This is a genomic window from Porphyromonas sp. C0041D3, from assembly GCF_056590575.1.
Genome location: NZ_JBWPWJ010000005.1, coordinates 71,624 through 91,309 on the forward strand (window position 1 = coordinate 71,624; position 19,686 = coordinate 91,309).

The following is a 19,686-nucleotide window of genomic DNA, read 5'->3' on the forward strand; positions in this document are numbered from 1 at the left end:
AGAGCGCACTACGCTGGTCATCAGGACCACACGTAATGCGCTCTTTGCGTTTGTTTGCGACTTGGACTAAAATAGGGGATCAGAAGCGGAACGTGAGTGAAGCGACCATACGATTGGTCACCGTGCTCATCGCTGCGCCCTCAGAGGAGATGCCGGGAGCCACCTTCTGACCCGACTGATCCATCACCTCGCCCGCGCCGGGGAAGGGGAAGACCCGCTCGCTTGCCTTGCCCCTCACGTAAGCGAGGTCAAGGGTGGTCCTACCGAAGAGTCGGCAACCGACGCCGGCAGAGATGGTCTGGTAGCTATCCCGCAGCACCGCGTCGGTGATCGCACCGCTCGCGATATAGTCGTAGTCCATCACATTGCCCTCTTGGGGGCGGATGCCCTCCGACTTGAGCCCCCCATCGGAGTAACTGTAGCCGGCACGCAGGTAGAAGCCGCTCACAGGGCGGATCTCCAGACCGACGCGGTGGGTCATCTGACTGCCGTAGTCCTCCTTGAGGAACTGGTTGGCATCCTGGAAGTCACTTCCCTGCAGGCGAGCAGAGCCGAGGTCGCGCCAGTTGAAGTCGTACGTCACCATACCATAGCCACCGAGGAAGACCATCGCGCTGGCGGTCAGGTCACCGGGAAGCACAAGGTCGTAGGTATTGGTCATGTCGTCCGAGCCATTGGTGTAGAGCGGCTCCAGCTCCCCTTTGCTATTGGTCCTATTATTATTGTACCACTGGGTCGTGGTGGAGAAAACCTCATTGTAGCGACCAAATTGCGGGGTGTTGTAGGAGATGCCGACACGACCGAAGTCGCCCACGGCAGCCATCAGACCAAACGTGGCACCGACAGTACCGCCGGAGACGGTCAGGCTATTGCCGAGCTCGGTATAGTAGACCTGGTCCTCGACATTATACTTAGGCTTGTAGGTGTAGTGGAAGTCCTCCCGATACATAGACGACCGTGCGTAGGTCGACGATGTAGTCCGGAGGGTGGCTCCGAAGTAGACCTTGTCAGCCCAGCTGCCACCGATGGTGAAGTCGTACATCTTTCGCGCCCCCTTCTCCGAGACATTGAGCCGTCCGGCGTCCGGCTTGAGGTACGTCACATTGGACTCGGCATACTTGTCGTGAGCAAAGGGATCAATCGCTGCATAGGTAGCGGGGACGTAGACATTGTCATAGCCCGGTCTCGTCTCAATAAAGCCTCCGTTGTACGCCATCGTGCCGAGGAAGTAGGGCGAGCTCGCCATATTTTCCAAGGTCTTGTAGGGCGCACCGAAGAGGGTCGCCTTATTGGCGATATACTCCGAGAGGCTGTACTCAGGATTGACGGACCTCATCTCGTAGTCCCGGTCGTAGTCGTAGAGGGAGCTCATCGAGGCACCCATAACCACTCTCCAGTCAGACGTAGCGAGGTAGGGATTAGAGATCGGGAAGATGAAGCTGAGGTGGTCGAGGTTGCCGACCCACTTGCTCATATCGGCTCCCTCCTTATCCTGCCAGTTGGTGGAGCTCTTGACGTGACCGACATTGAAGCCAAAGGTCACCTCGCTCGAGCGGTAGAGCCCGATGCCGGCAGGATTGACGGAGACCGCTGTAGGATCAGCGCCCAAGGCCCCGACGGCATTGCTCATACCCTGAGCACGCGCCGTACCGTAGGTCTCCCGCATACTATTGCGGTAGGCATCGGTTGGAGCCTGCGCCTTGGCGACACTCACCCCGAGCAGGAGCGAGGTCGCTAGGAGGGGAAGGGCTATCTTATTGCGTGACATTGTAGTATAATCTATGCTGATGAGAGGGGGGAAGGAGTCCCCTGATGATTAGCGGCGACCGCCTCCGGTGCCATTATTGCGCGTAGTGGTCGTCGTGGTCGTCGTGGAGCGAGACGGCGTATAAGAGCGGGACGGCGTGCTGTAGGTGCTACGTGAGGTATTGTAGCTGCTGTTGCTTGAGCCGCTATTCCACCGCGAGGTGGTGCGATTGGTCGAGTTAGTTCCCCTATTGCTATAGGTATTCGCCCGAGTGGTACCGATAGTGGGACGGCGACCGCCATTGACGTAACGGGAGTTATTGGAGCGGGTATAGCTTACCCCATTGCCGCCATTGCTCCAGCGGGACACATTGCCCTGACCGAGAGCGCGACCATAAGTGGCGGCGTGACGGTCGTAGTAGCTCTCCGTGCGACGTGCACCGGGCGTGTAGCGACGAGAGAAGTCCCTGCTGTACCAGCCATCGTAGTAGCCACCCCAGTAACCACCGCCATAGTAGCCGTAGTCGTAGGGATAGTAGCGATAGTAAGGTCTCGACCACGTGTAGCCAAAGCTATAGTAGCCACCCCAGGGGGAGTACCACGGATCATACCAGGGGTCATACCACCCGGGGTAAGACCAGCGGCCGGCGTACCACGGGTCGTAGTAGCCTCGACCATAGACCCCGCCATACCAGGGATAGTAGTAAGAGGAGTACGCACCACCCCAGCCATAGCCTCTATAGCCACCATACCAAGGGTCGGTATTGATGGTGATGTAGACACTATTGTTGCGATCCCATCCTCTGCCGTAGTAGCTCTGAGTCCACGGGTCGTACTCATAGTCATCCATGACGTACACCCTCTGCACGTCATCGAGGACGATGCGACCATCATCCTCTCCATTGAAGCGTCTCATCCGGGCAGCGTACTTGCCACCATTGCGAGGCGTATCCAGGTTGTCCAGATTACGCTCCATATCCTCGACCGTGACCCTCATGTCACGGCGGTTATACCAGTCTGTAGCCCGATCCCGGGCCTGCAGCTGAGCATCGCGTATGGAGTCGCGCTTAGCCTGGCGCTGTCTCTCCAAAGCCATCTCGCGGGCGTATGCCTTCTTAGCCTGCTGACGTGCTACCCGAGCCTTAGAGGGGGTCAGGTACGCATCGTCCTGCGCTTGTCCGACATAACCCACAGAGACCGCCGCCAGCATTAGCGCGGCAGTTAGTATCCGATGTAAAGCTTTCATATCGCGTCGTTAGTCTAATAAGTTATACTCACCATCTCTTCTGTGGACAAGAGTGTCATGGGATACTCGATCCCATCTGCAAGGTACGAAAAAGTATGATACTTTGCTCCATACCGCACACTCCCTATCTACTACTTGGATCAAATTGTGAGCCAATAGTTTAACCACGCCCGCTCTACAGCTCAGAGACTGATCGAGAGATCTACTCCGAAGGTGAGTGGAGCACCCTTCTGGAAGAGATCCTGACCGAAGAAGCTGAAGTAGAAGGGGTGGTACTCCGTATTGAGCAGGTTGCGGCCCCAGAGGGTGACGTCGACAAGACCGAGCTGGACACCAGCGCGTGCTCCGAGGAGGGAGTAGAAGTCCTCCCGTACCGTATTCTCCGGATCACGGTAGATCGGTCCGACACCGCTGTACTCCACGGAGGCGTGTACCGCCTTGAGGACGCGGCGGTCGAGTCCCTTGTGGTAGCTCAGGAGCGCGGAGGCGGTGTTCTGTGGCATATAGGGGACAAAGTTGCCTGCCATATCTACCTTCTTCTTCTCGCCGGTGGGGCTAGTCACGCTCGCATGCCAGACCTCAAACTTCGAGGCGGCATATCCGTAGGAGGCTGAGGCACGCAGACCCGGGAGGATCTGCCACGCGGCGGTCACCTCCACACCGGTACTGCGACTGCGTCCCGCATTGTCCACATACCGACCGGCACTGGTGGTGACGAAGCGGGTGATCTGCTGATTGGAGATCCGGGTGTCAAAGACAGTGGTGGTCAGGAGGAGGCGGTTCTCGAAGAGCCGAGCCCGGAAGCCCACCTCATAATTGATCCCATACTCCGGCTCGTAGGCGGCAGACTTGGGGTCGGATGGTACGATCGGCAGATTGTCCACGTCGATCGGAGCAGGGCGCCCCGGCTTGGCCCCGGGCTTCGGCATCAGGCTGGCAAAGGCGGCCTGCATAGCCGTCTGAGTCATCACCTGATCGCTGTATCCGCCCGTCTTGTACCCGCGAGAGACAGTGATGAAGGCATTGAAGTCATCAGTCAGATCGTAGCTCAGTGCCAGCTTAGGCAGAGCGACGAGGAAAGTCTGGGAGCCGTGATCCTTCACTCGCCCACCGATCGGCTGGGGCATGCGCATCACCTTGCCCCCGCGGTTCATCTCCATGATGACCTTCGAGGCGAAGTCACTGTCGTAGTCAAAGCCCTGATGCTCGAGGTCGACCCGCAGCCCGGCGGTCAGTGTGAGGTGAGGGATGAGGAAGTCATTGATGCTACCCTCCACGTACGCGGCAACGCCGTAGTCCTTCTTCCAAGACTGATTGTTATTCAGCGCCATCTCCGTGTCAGCAAGCAGCTTACCCGGCATCTTGATCCCCTTCTTCGCCATCATCGCCATAGCGCGATTGAGCTGGGGCTGCACCAGCTTCTGCAGTCCATCAGGGTAAATCTCCACCGGGGAGAGGTGGTCCGAGTAGAGGTAAAAGGCTGAGAGCCCCGTGGTCCAGTGGAAGCGACCCTCCCCTTTTGACTTCAGTGCCATCTCCAGCGTCGTGGCAAGCTGCTTCTCCCGCTGATTGACCGAGAAAACGTCCGCCGGGCTGTAGTCCTGATCCATATGGATCTTGCCGTGGAGGTACTCCACGCCTCCGGTCACATGGAGGTCTGCCTCGTCCCCGGCATAGGTATAGCTAATCCGCTCCTGAGTGGAGAAGCGCTTGTAGGTCCCGGGGCGATTGATATTAGGTGCCATCACCTTACCCGTCTCGGGATCCTTAGGGGCGTAGGGGAAGGCGCCCTGGTCCACTCCGTCGGCATTGGCTGAGAGGATCAGTGCATGAGGTCCCCTTCGCCACTCACCGCGTATGGTCCCGCCTCCCGTGAGGGAGCGGTCGGACTTCTTCCCATCGTACTGATTAGTGTAGTAGCCGCTGAGGTACTGGACATATCCGCCCACAGTCAGTCCCCACTCCGGCGAGAGCAGCGTGCGGTAGATCGCCTGTCCTCGCCCGGTCATATAGCTCCCCCCACGGAGCAGTACCTCCAGCCCTTGCTTCTCAAAGGGGCTGACCGTCCTCACGTGGATGTTGCCGGCCATCGAGTTGCGCCCATAGGTGGAGCTCTGGCTGGCAGACATGACGCGTATCGATGCGGCATCGAGGATGTCTTTCTTCAGCGTCTGAGTAAGCGTCGGCACTCCATCGATGTAGAGGGAGGCAGCGGAGGAGCCACTACGCGAACCGATCCCTCTGTAGTAGATCGGGGCATTGTATCCCGAGCCGTAGTCCGGGATATAGAGTCCGGGGACCAGCGCCGTCAGGTCGGTCATATTCTGCAGGTGAAACTCCCGCATCACCGTCGGTGTGATCATCGTGACACCGCCCGGCACACGCCAGAGCTCATTTGCCTCCTTTACTAGAGGGGTCTGCGCATAGACTCGCACCTCCTCCAGCTGCCTCGTCTCGAGGCTGTCTACAGGCACCTCGTCCCGATCGATAGGGGTTACGGCAAGAGCGGCCTGAGAGACCGCCAGGAGGGACAGAGTGTAGATGAGTTGTTTCATGGGTAGATATTTACCAGCATTGTCAAAATTAAACTCTATTTCAGACTGCAAATATAGGCAAAAAATAAGAGTCCCAAACCACCCAAAGCGCCTGTAAATCGGGGGCAATATGATTAAAAAGTTTCTGTACTTTTGTACGCAGCAGAGCTATCTGCGCATTTTCCCATCACAAGTGAGATAAGATATGATCGAGAAGCCCTTGGTAAAGTTCTTCGAGGAGGCATTCCGTAAGCACTGGATCCGCCCGGCACTCTGCAACTACGACTCCGGGACCATCTATAGCTACGCCGATGTGGCGCGCGGGGTGGCGAAGGTCCACCTCCTCCTCGAGGCCTCCGGCGTGACGAAGGGGGATCATGTGGCGCTGCTGGGCGAGGACAGTGCTGAGTGGTGCGTTGTCTGGCTCGGTGTCGTCACCTATGGGGCGGTGCTGGTACCGATACTGCCCGCCTTTACCCCCGAGGATACGATGCACCTCGTGGACCACTCCGACTCTGTGGTGATCTTCGTCGGACCGGAGCATATCTCCTCACTTGATCCTAAGAAGCTGAAGGCGATCCGCGCCACCTACCGGCTCGATACGCTCGCCCCGCTCCCCGACTACACGTCGGTCAAGGAGTGCCGGGCCCTCGATGCTGACCGGCTGATGGCGGAGCGCTACCCGGATGGCTTCCGCAGGAGTGACGTGGTCTACGACAAGGTGTCCAATAGCGACTTCGTCCTCCTCAGCTACACCTCGGGCACCTCAGGCTTCAGTAAGGGCGTGATGCTCTCGGCAAATAACCTTGCCGCCAATATCAATATCACCCACACGAGGGGCGTCTTCCGCCCCGGTCAGCAGATGCTCAGCTTCCTGCCGCTGGCGCATGCGTATGCGCTGATGTTTGACTTCCTCTCCCCGCTCACCAGCGGCGCTCAGATCTACATCCTCCGCTACAAGCCCACCCCCACGATCCTGATCAAGGCCCTGCAGGAGGTGCGGCCTCAGGTGGTCCTCTCCGTGCCCCTCGTCCTGGAGAAGATCTACAAGAGCATCATCCTCAAGAAGATCAACGCCTACTCCCACGCCGTCAAGACGATCATCGGCATCCCTGTGCTCAACCTCCTCGTCTACAATCGCATCGGAAAGATTATGATCGACACCATGGGCGGGCGGGTCGAGCAATTCATCGTCGGGGGAGCGGCGATCAATGACCAGGTGGAGAAGTTTGTCCTCAATACCGGCTTCCCCCTCACGGTCGGCTACGGCATCACCGAGTGTGCGCCACTCATCAGCTACGTCCCTCCGCGAGAGCACAAGTACAGCAGCTGCGGCAAGGTGCTCCCCGAGATCGAGCAGGTACGCATCAGTCCGGTGGAGGGGAGCTTCCAGAGCGACTCCTCCGGCCACGAGGTGGGCGAAGTGCAGGTGCGCGGGGAGAATGTCTGCCTCGGGTATTATAAGAATGAGGAGGCGACCAAGGCACTCTTCACCCCCGACGGCTGGATGCACACGGGCGACCTCGGCTTCATTGATGCCAATGGCTACATCTACCTCCGCGGGCGGAGCAAGGCGATGCTACTGACGGCAAATGGGCAAAATATCTTCCCCGAGGAGATCGAGTCGCTCTACGGCTCCAGCCCCCTTGTCTCGGAGTGTGTGGTGGTGCAGCGCGACTCCAAGCTCGTCGCCATCGTCGTCCCCGACTACGATGCACTCAAGGCCGATGGGAAGGTAAAGGAGAAGGAGATCGCCGAGGTGATGAATACCCTCCGCGATATGATCAATCAGCGGCTGCCGATGTACGAGCAGGTAAGTGCCGTGGAGCTGAGGGAGGAGCCCTTCGAGAAGACTCCGAAGCAGAGTATCAAGCGCTACCTTATCAAGTAACTTTCCGTTATGAATCCACTACTTAAGCCCCTCTGGGCGATCTACTACTGGCTGCTATTTGTCCCGATATTCGTCCTCGCCACGATCCTCACGTCGATCCTCACGGTGCTCGGCTCCGCACTTGGCTGGAGGCGGGGAGCCACTTACCTCCCCTCCCGCATCTGGAGCAAGCTCACGATGACCCTCCTCTTCTCGCCCGTCACGGTGCGGGGTAAGGAAAACATCCCCGACGAGGCGGTCCTCGTGGCGCCCAATCACATGAGCGCCCTCGATGTCTTTGTCATGGGGGGGTATCTCCACATGCCGTGCCGCTGGGTGCTCAAGGCACCGATCCGCAAGATCCCCTTCGTCGGCTGGGCGTGCGAGAGGATCGGCTTCATCTTCGTCGACCACACCCCGAGTGGGGCACGGAGGGTGATTGATGATGCCAAGGCGACGATTGCCGAGGACTTCAGCATCCTGATCTTCCCAGAGGGGACACGCTCCACGACCGGACGGGTGGGACGCCTGCGTAAGGGCGTCGCCAGCATCGCCCTCTCCACCGGTACGCCCGTGCTACCGGTGACGATAGACGGCACCTTTGAGGCACTGCCCAAGGACCACTACTTCGTCCACCCCCTCCGCATCACGATGACGATCCATCCGCTTATCCGCACCTCCGGCTACAGTGAGGATGCCGAGGGGATGATCCGCCTCACCGATGACCTCGCCACCGCCATCAAGAGCGGCATGTAGCACCGGCTTACAGCCCCGCCTTATACCCTCCGCCACTCCCCGGGTCGTACCCTGAGGAGTGGCGGAGGTGTCTTTCCTACAGCCCCCTACCCTGATCTGAGTAATTGGTGCCGGAAAGGTACTCGGCAGTGGGTATTTTCCTTCGCTTTACGAAAAACGAGGGACTCTATTTCGTATTTTTGCCCCGCTGAGGAGGACTGGTTCACTCCTTTTATGTTATTAGTTCGAAAGTAGATATGAGAGCAATCACCAAAGTCATCATTGCCGGCATCGTCCTCGCGCTCCTCGGAGGCACTAATGTGGTGGCACAGGAGCGAGTCGAGCAGGATCGGGTCTTCCCAAGGACGGGCATCCACGGGAAGGATCTGCTGGATCGCCTCACCCTGTCTGGGTATGGCACGGTCAATTACCAGAATTATCTCACCAAGGAGCGCGACCCATACCTCAAGGATCGCCTCGACCAGGAGCGCTTCGCTCTCTATCTCAAGCTCCGCTTTACGGATCGGATCCGGATGAGCAGCGAGATCGAGTTTGAGCACGGTGGTACCGGTGCCACGATGGAATTTGACGCACTGGAGGAGGCCGGTGAGTACGAGATGGAGATCGAGCAAGGCGGAGAGGTAAAGCTGGAGCACCTCTACCTCGACTTCCTCACCCACGAGATGGCCAATCTCCGTGTCGGCCGCTTCAAGCTCCATATGGGGCTCGCCAGCAGCCTTGACCGACCCAATAAGTACTTCACCGTACTTCGTCCTGAGGGCGAGGATGCGATGATCCCCCTTGGCTGGTACGAGACGGGCGTGATGCTCTTCGGAGGCTTTTTCCACAATAGACTCACCTACGAGCTGGCTGTCAGCTCCGGTCTCGACTCCAGTGGTTTCTCAAGCCGCAACTGGGTCAAGAGGGGGTATCAGACCCGCTTCGAGATGCCGGTGGCTGAGGCGCTCGCCTACTCGCTCCGTATGGACTACCACTTCGGTCGCTTAGGGGAGTCCTTTGTCGGCTTCTCCGCCTATGCGGGAAATACGAATCCCAATCGCCCCCGATACGACATGGAGAATGTGAAGGGCTGGCTCAAGGTCGCCGGTGCTCACCTGGCGGTCAATGAGGGCAACTGGCGCTTCCATAGCTCCCTGCTCTGGGGCGACTTGCAAAATTCGGACAACATCTCCTTCAAGAACGCCCACCTCTCCAAGCACCTCAATGCCAAGCGCACCGCTGTCGGCAAGCAGGCTCTCTCCGTCTCGGCAGAGCTGGGGTACAATATCCTCCCGCTGATTAATCGAGAGACGAAGCAGAGGCTCTACCCCTTCGTCCGGTACGACTACTACGACACGATGTTCCGCACCTCGGGCGATGTGATCAAGCTCGATATGTGGAGCCGCAGCGTCATCACCGCGGGGCTCAATTGGATGATCACTCCCGGTCTCGTCGCCAAGGCCCAGTACACCGACCGCACCTATGGGGACAATTACGTCGACCCGGTCTCCAAGCAGGACATGGGGCGTAAGACCAAGGAGCGGGAGTTGCTGGTCGGCCTCGGTTTCTCTTTCTAATTGCAAAATCAATAAATTATTACATACCCATATTATGCGTTTTTCTAACATCTTTAAGGCAGGTCTCTGCCTGTCCCTGATGAGCACCTCACTGCTGCTCTCCTCATGCGATGGTGACAAGCCCAAAAATCCTGAGAAGCAGTACGACACCTCCTCGGTGATCGCCAATACCATCGACATCGTTACTGTCCGCTCCTTTGCTGACCTCACCGCTGAGGTTACCGCTCTTGACAAGGCTTGCATGGAGCTGAAGAAGAGCCCCACGCAGGCCAATCTAGACAAGGCGCGGGAGCTGTGGAAGGTGGCCCGCAAGACATGGGAGCAGACAGAGGCCTTCGGCTTCGGTCCCGTCGGCGAGCTGGACCAGGACAATAAGATCTCTGAGGGGGAGGATAATTACCCCCTCGACATCGATCCCAATATGGATACCTGGCCGGTCGATGTCAGCCTGATGAACCAGACCATCGCCTCCAATGAGCCGATCACTAAGGAGACCATCGAGAAGCACAATGAGACCCGCGGTTTCCACCTCCTGGAGTTCATCCTGTGGGGTCCGCAGAAGAGCCCCTTCACCATCGAGAAGCTCCAGGGCAATCCCCGTCTCCTGGAGTACCTCGTTGCCGGATCCAACGATATGAAGAGCGTCTGCGACAAGCTGACCACCAAGTGGCCCGCCTTTGCCAAGATGATCAAGGCGGCCGGTAAGGGCAGCAAGGCCTACCCCACCACCAAAGCAGCCATCGAGGAGATGGTAACCGGCATGCAGGACATCGTCGACGAGGTGGGGAAGGAGAAGATCGAGTTCCCCCTCAATGGAGGTGGCCCCACCGGCAGCGTAGAGGGCGGCGATACCAACAAGGACGGCAAGCCCCACTTCGAGAAGGAGGAGTCCCCCTTCTCCAATAACTCGCTACAGGACTTCCAGGACAATCTCCAGAGTGTCTACAACCTCTACACCTGCAGCTACAAGGGTCAGTCCGGCGCATCTATCTCCGACCTGATCGTCAATGTCTTCAAGAAGCCTGAGCTGGATAAGAAGTTTAAGGCTCAGATCATCAAGGCCCAGACGGCGCTCAAGAACCTCCCCGGCACCTTCACCGAATGCATCGAGCACCATCGTCCTGAGGTGAAGAGTGCTCAGGCAGAGGTGATCAAGCTCTCCGAGATCCTCGAGAAGGAGATCGCACCGCTCGTCAGCGACTCTCAGGGCGAGATCTAAGCGATGACCATGGGTACAAAAGAGTGGATAGCCATCGCCTGCGGAGCGCTGACCCTCACCCTTGCGGGGTGTCGTCAGGAGCCGGCGGTGGAGCCCGACCCCTACGACATCGTCGCCCACCTGCGTCCGGGCGGTGCTGCCTCGACCAACATGTCCTCCAGCAAGGCCTACGGACAGCCGGTCGATGGGATGACGGAGGAGCAGACCCGGAAGTTTGATCACGGCGACTACATCTTCGAGCACCAGTTTGTGCCGAGCGGAGACGTCATGTCCGGCCTCGGACCGCTGTACAATAATCACACCTGCGCCCAGTGCCACCCCAACGAAGGTCGCGCCCCCTTCCCTCGCAATCTCAATCAGCCGAGCGGCTTCTTCCTCCGCATCAGTAGCGGCAACGATCCTGTTTACGGGCACATCCCTGTCCCCGGCTTCGGCGCCCAGCTCCAGCAGCTCGCCATAGACGGGGTGAAGCCCGAGGCGAAGTTTCACGTCGAGTGGTCGGAGAAGGTAGAGGTCTACGACGATGGGACCAAGGTGGTCCTCCACCGTCCGACGTTCTCCATCTCTGACACCCGCATCCCCCTGCCTGCCTACTATATGCTCTCGCCCCGTATCGGTATGCCGACATACGGTCTGGGACTGCTGGAGGCGATCCCCGAGGAGGAGATCCTCTCTCATGCAGACGAGTACGACAAGGACAATGACGGCATCTCCGGCAAGCCCAATTATGTCTGGGATAATGAGTATAAGAAGGTGCGCATCGGTCGCTTCGGATGGAAGGCCAATACCTCCTCCGTCATGGAGCAGACCTGTCAGGCCTTTGTCAACGACATGGGCCTCACCAACCGCCTCTACCCCGTGGAGGAGGACTGGGATCGGCAGGGCGACGGTGATCCGACCACCTACGAGGTGCCGGACGATGTGTTGGATGCGGTGGTCTTCTACGGCAGGACGCTCGCCGTCCCTGCGCCGAGGGGGCTCGATCGCCCTATGGTGAAGAAGGGGTACAAGCTCTTCGACGAGATCGGCTGCGCCAAGTGCCACGTCCCCACGATGCACACCGGTCAGACCGATGTGGCGGCACTCTCCGGTCAGACCATCTACTGCTACACCGATATGCTGCTGCACGACATGGGCGAGGACTTGGCGGATCAGCGTCCCGACCACCTGGCCGACGGTCATGAGTGGAAGACCCGACCGTTGTGGGGCATCGGCCTCACTTATCCGGTCAATAGGTACGAGTTTTACCTCCACGACGGTCGCGCCCGCAGTCTGGAGCAGGCGATCCTCTGGCATGGCGGGGAGGCTGACCATGTCAAGCGGAAGTTTAAGGCGCTCTCCAAGGACGATAGAGACGCCGTCCTCGCTTTCCTAAGAGCACTCTGATTTGAGTAGAGACTTACAAATGAAATGGAGGAGAAGAGCCGGTGGGGTCACATTTGCCCTGCTCGCTCTTCTCCTTCTTATCCTCGCCGGCGGCACCGTGATGGAGCGGGTGCTGGGGCACGAGGTGGCGATCCGTCAGGTCTACGGGGCGCCCTGGATGATCACCCTCTGGCTGCTCGCCGGGCTGGGGTTGCTCTTCTCTCTCGTGAGAGGGGGAAGGAGACTCCCCACAGCTACGCTGATCCTCCACGGCTCGCTCCTCCTGATCCTGGTCGGAGGACTCTGCACTGCCCTCCTCAGCCGGCAGGGGAAGATAATGATCGAGCGGGGAAAGCCGGTGGAGCGCTATCTCCTCTCGGGAGGGACAGCGACCGACTCACTCCCCTTTGCCCTCACCCTGAGGGACTACGGCACCACCTACTCCGATGAGGGGGGAGCCTTTCCCTCCGACTACTACGCCGTCGTCGAGGTGGAGGGGGCAGCCCACAGGCTCTCGATGAATAAGATCCTGCGCCATCGGGGCTACCGCTTCTTCCTCCATGCGCTCTCCGAGGAGAGTGACGAGGTCTCCCTCCTCGTCACCTACGATCCCATCGGGATGTATCTCGTCTACGCCGGCTTCGTTCTCCTGATCCTCGCCTTCCTGATGCTGATGCTGCAGAGAGAGGGGCGCTTCCGGCGACTGCTGAGGCGCACCCTGCTGCCCCTCGTCCTCCTCTGCCCTCTCGTCGCCTCGGAAGCGCATGCAGAGGAACCGGCGGTATACTACCGAGGGCGGGTCGTGCCGCTCTCCACCCTGTCGCGCGACATTGCCCTCAAGACCACAGGATCTGCTCGAGGGCATAGAGAGCTACTCCGCCGCTGGGTGACCGACTTCGACAGCTGCAAGAGAGAGCCACTGATTCGGGTCAAGGGGCGCGAGTTGAGAGAGCAGACCCACCTCCCCGGACGGGTGGCGCTGACCGACCTCTTCTCCCCGGAGCGGGGCTATCTCCTCCAGCCTTACCTCAGGGCGTACGACGAGGGGGACGACTCCCCCGCCACCCGTCAGGCTGTCGCTGTGAGCGAGGCGGTGGAGCTTGCGTTCAGCATTCGCATGGGAGAGACCCTCTACCTCTTCCCCACCCGCACCTCGGCGGGTAAGGTGAAGTGGTATGCCGCCGGATCCCCCATAGCACCGGGCGAAGTGGCAGAGCGGGACAGCCTCTTCATCCGCACCTTCATGCCCACACTCATCAGCAAGCGGGACAGCCCGGCTGAGTACCGACAGCTGATCGATGCGCTGATTGCTTATCAGGATCAGGTCCCGGAGGTGAGGGCAAGTCGTCCCCGACTCCGTGCCGAGGTCCTGTACCACAGTGTCCCCTACCCGCTGATCCTCTTCATCACCTACTTCGTCCTTGCATTACTTGCCCTCACGCTTCCGCGGATCTTCTCGGGTAAAGTGGTGCGGTGGGGACTCCTTGCGGGGCTCCTCTTCCTCACTCTCTTTATCGGCTGCCGTGCCTACATCACCGGCAGAGTCCCGCTGGCGACGGGCTACGAGACCTCTCTGGCGATCGCCTGGTCGATCACGCTCCTTGGGCTGCTCCTTGTACGGCGTGTCGCTCCTCTCGGTGCACTCTGCATGGGCGGGGCAGGGTTCTTCCTCCTCGTGGCGCACCTCGGTATGTCCTCCCCGGCGATGACGCCGATCATGCCGGTGCTCCACTCGCCACTGCTGAGCCTCCACGTGAGCGTGCTGATGATCAGCTATGCGCTCCTCTCCACCACGGCGGCGATCGGGCTCTACAGCCTCCTCGGGCGACAGTCGCAGGTGCAGGTGCGGCGACAGAGAGACCTCAGCCTGCTGCTCCTCTACCCCGCACTCCTGCTCCTCATCATCGGCATCGTGATCGGTGCCTACTGGGCCAATGTCAGCTGGGGGAACTACTGGTCCTGGGATCCCAAGGAGGTGTGGGCGCTGATCACGCTGGTCGCCTACTCGGCACTCCTCCACGAGGGGCTGCTGCCGTGGCTGCGGGACCCGCGGCACTATCACCTCTGTATGGTCCTCCTCTTTGCGGTACTGCTGATGACCTACTTTGGCGTCAATACCCTGCTCGGCGGGCTCCACTCGTACGGGTAGGCGATAGTTCCTGAAATGCGTCCCCCCGGAGGTGCTTTTGTACAGGAGCCCTATCTTCAGGAAAATGAGTAATTTTGCAAGAGAGAGGGTACGTGTAATGCTTAGAGACTAATGGATTAAAGACATGATAGAGACACCTTTCATCAAAGCCTACGAGAAGTCGTTTGCAGACTCTTGGGCGCTGGCAGCGCTGACCAATTACGACACCGGCAAGACCTTTAGCTACGCTGACGTGGCGAGAGGGGTGGCACGCACACAACTGCTCCTCGAGGCCTTAGAGGTCAAGAAGGGGGAGCGGGTGGCGCTCATCGGTGAGGACTGCGCTGAGTGGTGCATCCACTGGCTCGGCATCGTCACTTATGGAGCGGTCGTCGTGCCGATCCTGCCCGCCTTTACAGCTGAGGATGTGGAGGCGATCATCAACCACTCTGACACGGTGGTGGTCTTTGCCGACGTCGATCACCGGCAGCGTCTCTCGATCGACCATCTCCCCGAGGTACGTGCCTTCGTCGACATCATGTCGGGCAACATCATTCCCGAGATGACCCGCGAGGAGCGACTCCATGACATCGACGTGGAGGCACTCTTTACCGAGCGCTACCCGGCCGGCTTCACCAAGGAGGACATCCACTACGAAGGGGTCTCCAATGAGGATGTCGTCCTCCTCACCTACACCTCAGGCACCTCCGGCTCCAGCAAGGGCGTGATGATCACAGCAAACAACCTGATCGCCAATGTCCTCGCAGCTCAAGAGAAGAAGGTCGAGATGCCGGGAGACGTGCTCCTCTGCTTCCTCCCCAATGCGCACGCCTTCTCCCTCGCCTTCAACGTCCTCCTGCCACTCTCCGTTGGCGGACACGTCTTTATCCTGCGCTACAAGCCCACCCCATCGATCCTTGTCAAGGCGATGAAGGAGGTACGCCCCCACGTGATCCTCTCCGTGCCACTCGTGCTGGAGAAGATCTACGCCAAGGCGATCCTCCCCAAGATCGAGGGCAATATGATGGCGCGCCTCGCACTGAAGATCCCGCTGCTGAATAAAGCGATCTACGGCAAGGTAGGCGATACGCTGCGGGAGACCTTCGGCGGGCGGCTCAAGTTCTTCATCGTCGGTGGTGCAGCACTCAATGACGAGGTCTCCGACTTCCTGATGAAGGCCGGCTTTCCCCTCACCGTCGGCTACGGCATGACCGAGTGCGCCCCGCTCATCAGCTACATAGAGCCCAAGCGCTACCGCCACGGCAGTGTCGGCAAGATCATGTCGATGATCCAGGAGGTCCGCATCGCCAAGGCGGATCACGTCGCCGAGGACGCCGAGGGGCACGAGGTGGGCGAGATCCAGGTCCGCGGGGAGAATGTCTGCAAAGGCTACTACAAAAATCCGGAGGCCACCACAGCGCTCTTCACCGCAGACGGCTGGCTCCGCACCGGAGACCTCGGCTACTACGACAAGGACGAGTACCTCTACATCTCCGGACGCATCAAGGCGATGATCCTTACCTCCAATGGGGAGAACGTCTACCCCGAGGCGATCGAGGAGAAGTACAATATCCACCCCTACGTCGCCGAGTGCGTCGTCGTGCAGCGAGGTGAGCGCCTCGTTGCCGTCGTCTACCCCGACTACGCTGTCTTAGAGAAGGAGCAGAAGGAGCCCAAGGCAGCACTCGAGGAGGTGCGCAAGCAGATCAATACCCTCCTCAACCCCTACCAGCAGATCGCTGAGGTGGAGCTCCGTGAGGAGGACTTCGAGCGCACGCCCAAGATGAGCGTCAAGCGCTACCTCGTCAAGTAAGTCTCCCCCAAGGGATCCTTAATAGGTATACAGAGGTCGCAGGTCGGGTCGCCAATCCCCACCTGCGACCTCTCTCTGTATGCCCAGTCTCCTCAGACACGCCCTGTGTCACCCGACGCCTATGGAGCGGGCAGCGGATGCCGATTATACTATCAGAGCTTAGTGTATTTGGGTATAACGTCCGACTTATCTGACTTGTCCGACTTGTCCGACTTGCGGGGTGCACCCCGGTAGGGGTGCTCGCTCCATAGGCATCGGTCATCCGCGAAGCGGTGACCGATGTGCCGAGAGCCATCCTTACCACCCTCGACCCCTTGCGGGTCGCCGAGCAGTCATCATCCATCACTGCACCCCGACAGGGGTGCGTTGTTCATAGCCCGGGCGTCGGAGGGGCGCAGCCCCGACGACCCCGGGTAAGCATAGCCCTCTTTCACCCCCACGACCCCGCCAGGGCGTCGCTCGCAATAGAGAGCTCCCGGAGGGAGCGACACCCTGTCGGGGTCGTATATATAAGGCGTACCACAGGTAACCCGGGGTCTTCGGCACTTCGTGCATCGACACCCGGGCTATGCAAAACGGACCCCTACCGGGGTCCCCTACCAAGTAGTCTTTTCGGTATGGCTTATACATCGGTCTTCGGCACTTCGTGCATCGACCAATGCCTATGGAACGGGCATCCTTCGGATGCCGATATTACTATCAGGGTTTAGTGCATTTGGGCAAAACTTCCGACTTGTCCGACTTACGGGCTGCAAATATACCACACTCAGCAGGGGGGATTGTCCCTTTGGGTCTCCCCCGACCCTGATCAGCCACCTTTCCGACACTTCTCCGATGAATAAGACACAACTGATCCACCTACAAATCAGGGGTGACACGCTTAAGTGGCACAGTAGCCATTGATCTCATCGTGATGAGAGGAGGGAGAAGCACCCCTTGTGGGTGCTCGCTCCATAGGCATCGGTCATCCGCGCAGCGGTGACCGATGTACAGCGCCCCACCCTACCACACTCGACCCCTTGTGGGTCGCCGACCATACATCTCCTTTCACGCCGACCCGCAAGGGGTCGGCAATAGAAATTTCAAGCACACTTGAAATTTTTATCAAAAAAGCGATATTTTCAGGTGTACTTGAAAATACCTACATTTGTACAAGAATTTCAAGCACACCTGACATGATTACGTCCATACGAAAATACAACTTCTGGGATGAGCGTCCTATCGGCTTAGGATACCCACGCACATTCTACACGGAGAAGATAGGTCAGTACATTGACAACCAACTGATCAAAGTATTAGTAGGTCAGCGACGTGCCGGGAAGAGCTACATCCTGAGGCAAATAGCAGCACAGCTGATTGCTGACGGCACCCCTCCCCGTAATATTCTTTACATCAATAAGGAATACCTTGAGTTTTCAGACATTCTTGACTATCAAGACCTCGAGGACCTATTTCAGCAATACAAGAAGGAGCTCAAGCCGCAGGGGAAAGTATTCCTCTTCATTGATGAGATACAAGGCGTTAAGGAGTGGGAGCGATTTGTCAACTCACACTCACAAGACTATGCTGAGCCTTGTGAGGTGTTTATAAGTGGCTCCAACTCTAGTCTGCTGTCCGGTGAGCTTGCAACGCTACTGTCGGGAAGGTATGTGGCGTTTGAGATACTCCCTTTTAGTTTTTCAGAGTTCTGCGGCATCACGCACAAGGAGCCTAATAGAGGAAGTTACCTAGACTTCCTTCAGGCCGGAGCCCTGCCGGAGCTCTTCAACCTCCCCAATGATGAGATGAAGCAAAACTACGTCTCCTCGATAAAGGATACTGTTATGCTTCGTGACATTGTCGCAAGGTATAAAGTAAAGGACGTGAAGCTCCTGGATGACCTCTTTGTCTATCTGGTCAACAACGCCTCCAGCATCATCTCCATCACCAACATCGTCAACTTCTTTAAGTCACGAAATAGGAAGACAAACTATGAGACGCTCTCCAACTATATCTCCTATCTCGAGAGTACGTTCCTCGTGCATAAGGTAGAGAGATATAATATCAAGGGGAAGGAGACTATTTTAGCCAATAGCAAATACTATCTGAATGATCTGTGCTACCACAATTATCTATACTCCGGATTTGGCTATGGGATGGGGTACTTACTCGAGAATGCTGTCTACTTAAGCCTCAGGCGGGCCGGATATCAAGTCTATGTAGGCACAAATAAAGAGGCTGAGGTAGACTTTGTCGCCATCAAGGGAAGCAGGAGGCTCTATTTCCAAGTCACGCTACAATTGACGGAGAGAGAGACCATAGAGCGAGAGTACCGATCTCTTTTGTCGATAGAGGACAACTATGCGAAGTATGTCATTAGCTTGGATGACTTCAAGCTTCCAACAAATGAAGGTGTTGATCATATTTCGGCTTGGGAGCTTGACAGCATCCTATAACTCATAAAGTATGGTCTAATTACCGCCCCTTGCCCAAGCCATCCGATCCGCCCGATAATATAGCGTGCCCCTGCGGGATCGGGCAACACCCCTTGTGGGTGCCCGCTCCATAGGCATCGGTCATCCGCGAAGCGGTGACCGATGTACAGCGCCCCACCCTACCACACTCGACCCCTTGTGGGTCGCCGAGCAGGCATCTCCTTTCACGGCGACCCGCAGGGGGTCGAGGTCTTTTGGGTATGGCTATACATCGGTCTTCGGCACTGCGTGCCTCGACCGATGCCTATGGAGCGAGCATCCTTGCGGATGCCGGCGTGCTATGTGAGCCGACAAGTTTGGGCAGGGCATCCAACGCGTCCGACAAGATAGGGCGGACTAAAAGGCTACACCCTGGTAGGGGTGCGTTGTTCTTAGCGTTAAGGTAACGATTAGCCCATCTTGCACGTACAACTTTCTTAGGCACCACCCTGATGAGGCTCAGAAACTCCCATACCGCATTGCGCTATTCTCATTGTGTGTGTGGGGGGGGGGAATCCTCTCGCTAGCTTTAGGACTGATCTGCCTCGTCATCACGATTATCAGCTAAGTCTCAGCAGCACATCATCCACTACGGAGCCTGACGGATGACCCTTATCTGAGTCACACGGTCAGGCTCTGTGCAAGAGCTCAGAGTGGTCTTGTCAGGTGAGCATACTTCGGCAAAGGACCGGAGACTCACAGCACGTCACCAATTCCCTTGACACATCCACTGACAGAGTACACAAAGAAGGTGCGCCGCAACTCGTGCGACGCACCCTCCATCATAGCAAGCAGATAAAACTGCTTTATCAGTAGAGGCTAACTATATCAGAAGACAAACTCCGGATCATTACCCTCAGCATGGAAAGGTACCGGGTTGTTCTCATTCGGATTGTAGTTGACCTCAGTATCAACGATACAGTAGTTAAACCAATCGGGGGTGTGGTCAACATTCCAACAATACTTATTGAGGTGGTTGGTCCCCTTGTAGCATTGAATG

11 protein-coding genes are annotated in these 19,686 nt (G+C 58.0%); 8 read left to right on the top strand and 3 right to left on the bottom strand.

Features of this window, described 5'->3' with window-relative positions; all coding sequences use genetic code 11:
• Positions 1–79: 79 nt before the first annotated feature.
• The 3 genes from AC1EKE_RS04910 to AC1EKE_RS04920 form a co-directional block, all read right to left on the bottom strand.
• Positions 80–1,768 (bottom strand): hypothetical protein, encoded by a 1,689-nt coding sequence (locus tag AC1EKE_RS04910; protein ID WP_480308498.1) that lies wholly within the window; start codon positions 1,766–1,768, stop codon positions 80–82.
• A 48-nt stretch (positions 1,769–1,816) separates the two neighbouring features.
• Positions 1,817–2,992, bottom strand: coding sequence for a hypothetical protein (locus tag AC1EKE_RS04915; RefSeq protein ID WP_480308499.1), 1,176 nt, complete (start codon positions 2,990–2,992; stop codon positions 1,817–1,819).
• 182 nt (positions 2,993–3,174) lie between these two features.
• Positions 3,175–5,547 (bottom strand): TonB-dependent receptor, encoded by a 2,373-nt coding sequence (locus tag AC1EKE_RS04920; RefSeq protein WP_480308500.1) that lies wholly within the window; start codon positions 5,545–5,547, stop codon positions 3,175–3,177.
• Between the two features lie 184 nt (positions 5,548–5,731).
• On the opposite strand from AC1EKE_RS04920, the gene AC1EKE_RS04925 reads away from it, so the two are divergent.
• The 8 genes from AC1EKE_RS04925 to AC1EKE_RS04960 all read left to right on the top strand — a co-directional run bounded on the left by AC1EKE_RS04925 (position 5,732) and on the right by AC1EKE_RS04960 (position 18,668).
• Positions 5,732–7,417 carry an AMP-binding protein gene (locus tag AC1EKE_RS04925; protein ID WP_480308501.1) on the top strand — a complete coding sequence of 562 codons (1,686 nt, stop codon included), beginning with the start codon at positions 5,732–5,734 and terminating at the stop codon, positions 7,415–7,417.
• A gap of 9 nt (positions 7,418–7,426) precedes the next feature.
• Positions 7,427–8,152, top strand: a complete 726-nt coding sequence (locus AC1EKE_RS04930) for a lysophospholipid acyltransferase family protein (protein WP_480308502.1) — start codon at positions 7,427–7,429, stop codon at positions 8,150–8,152.
• A 236-nt stretch (positions 8,153–8,388) separates the two neighbouring features.
• Positions 8,389–9,708, top strand: coding sequence for an autotransporter outer membrane beta-barrel domain-containing protein (locus tag AC1EKE_RS04935; RefSeq protein ID WP_480308503.1), 1,320 nt, complete (start codon positions 8,389–8,391; stop codon positions 9,706–9,708).
• Positions 9,709–9,742: 34 nt separating this feature from the next.
• Positions 9,743–10,927: an imelysin family protein gene (locus AC1EKE_RS04940; protein ID WP_480308504.1), complete on the top strand. Its 1,185-nt coding sequence runs from the start codon at positions 9,743–9,745 to the stop codon at positions 10,925–10,927.
• A 9-nt stretch (positions 10,928–10,936) separates the two neighbouring features.
• Positions 10,937–12,313 (top strand): di-heme oxidoreductase family protein, encoded by a 1,377-nt coding sequence (locus AC1EKE_RS04945; protein ID WP_480308505.1) that lies wholly within the window; start codon positions 10,937–10,939, stop codon positions 12,311–12,313.
• A 19-nt stretch (positions 12,314–12,332) separates the two neighbouring features.
• Positions 12,333–14,441 carry a cytochrome c biogenesis protein gene (locus AC1EKE_RS04950; RefSeq protein WP_480308506.1) on the top strand — a complete coding sequence of 703 codons (2,109 nt, stop codon included), beginning with the start codon at positions 12,333–12,335 and terminating at the stop codon, positions 14,439–14,441.
• A 124-nt stretch (positions 14,442–14,565) separates the two neighbouring features.
• Positions 14,566–16,233, top strand: a complete 1,668-nt coding sequence (locus AC1EKE_RS04955) for an AMP-binding protein (RefSeq protein ID WP_480308507.1) — start codon at positions 14,566–14,568, stop codon at positions 16,231–16,233.
• A 1,175-nt stretch (positions 16,234–17,408) separates the two neighbouring features.
• Positions 17,409–18,668, top strand: a complete 1,260-nt coding sequence (locus AC1EKE_RS04960) for an ATP-binding protein (protein ID WP_480308508.1) — start codon at positions 17,409–17,411, stop codon at positions 18,666–18,668.
• Positions 18,669–19,686: the final 1,018 nt, after the last annotated feature.

Bases quoted from the DNA above. Each gene is read 5' to 3' on its own strand.
- AC1EKE_RS04940 (WP_480308504.1), top strand. From the start codon at position 9,743: ATGCGTTTTTCTAACATCTTTAAGGCAGGTCTCTGCCTGTCCCTGATG.
- AC1EKE_RS04930 (WP_480308502.1), top strand. From the start codon at position 7,427: ATGAATCCACTACTTAAGCCCCTCTGGGCGATCTACTACTGGCTGCTA.
- AC1EKE_RS04925 (WP_480308501.1), top strand. From the start codon at position 5,732: ATGATCGAGAAGCCCTTGGTAAAGTTCTTCGAGGAGGCATTCCGTAAG.
- AC1EKE_RS04950 (WP_480308506.1), top strand. From the start codon at position 12,333: ATGAAATGGAGGAGAAGAGCCGGTGGGGTCACATTTGCCCTGCTCGCT.
- AC1EKE_RS04955 (WP_480308507.1), top strand. From the start codon at position 14,566: ATGATAGAGACACCTTTCATCAAAGCCTACGAGAAGTCGTTTGCAGAC.
- AC1EKE_RS04910 (WP_480308498.1), bottom strand. From the start codon at position 1,768: ATGTCACGCAATAAGATAGCCCTTCCCCTCCTAGCGACCTCGCTCCTG.
- AC1EKE_RS04935 (WP_480308503.1), top strand. From the start codon at position 8,389: ATGAGAGCAATCACCAAAGTCATCATTGCCGGCATCGTCCTCGCGCTC.
- AC1EKE_RS04960 (WP_480308508.1), top strand. From the start codon at position 17,409: ATGATTACGTCCATACGAAAATACAACTTCTGGGATGAGCGTCCTATC.
- AC1EKE_RS04915 (WP_480308499.1), bottom strand. From the start codon at position 2,992: ATGAAAGCTTTACATCGGATACTAACTGCCGCGCTAATGCTGGCGGCG.
- AC1EKE_RS04920 (WP_480308500.1), bottom strand. From the start codon at position 5,547: ATGAAACAACTCATCTACACTCTGTCCCTCCTGGCGGTCTCTCAGGCC.
- AC1EKE_RS04945 (WP_480308505.1), top strand. From the start codon at position 10,937: ATGGGTACAAAAGAGTGGATAGCCATCGCCTGCGGAGCGCTGACCCTC.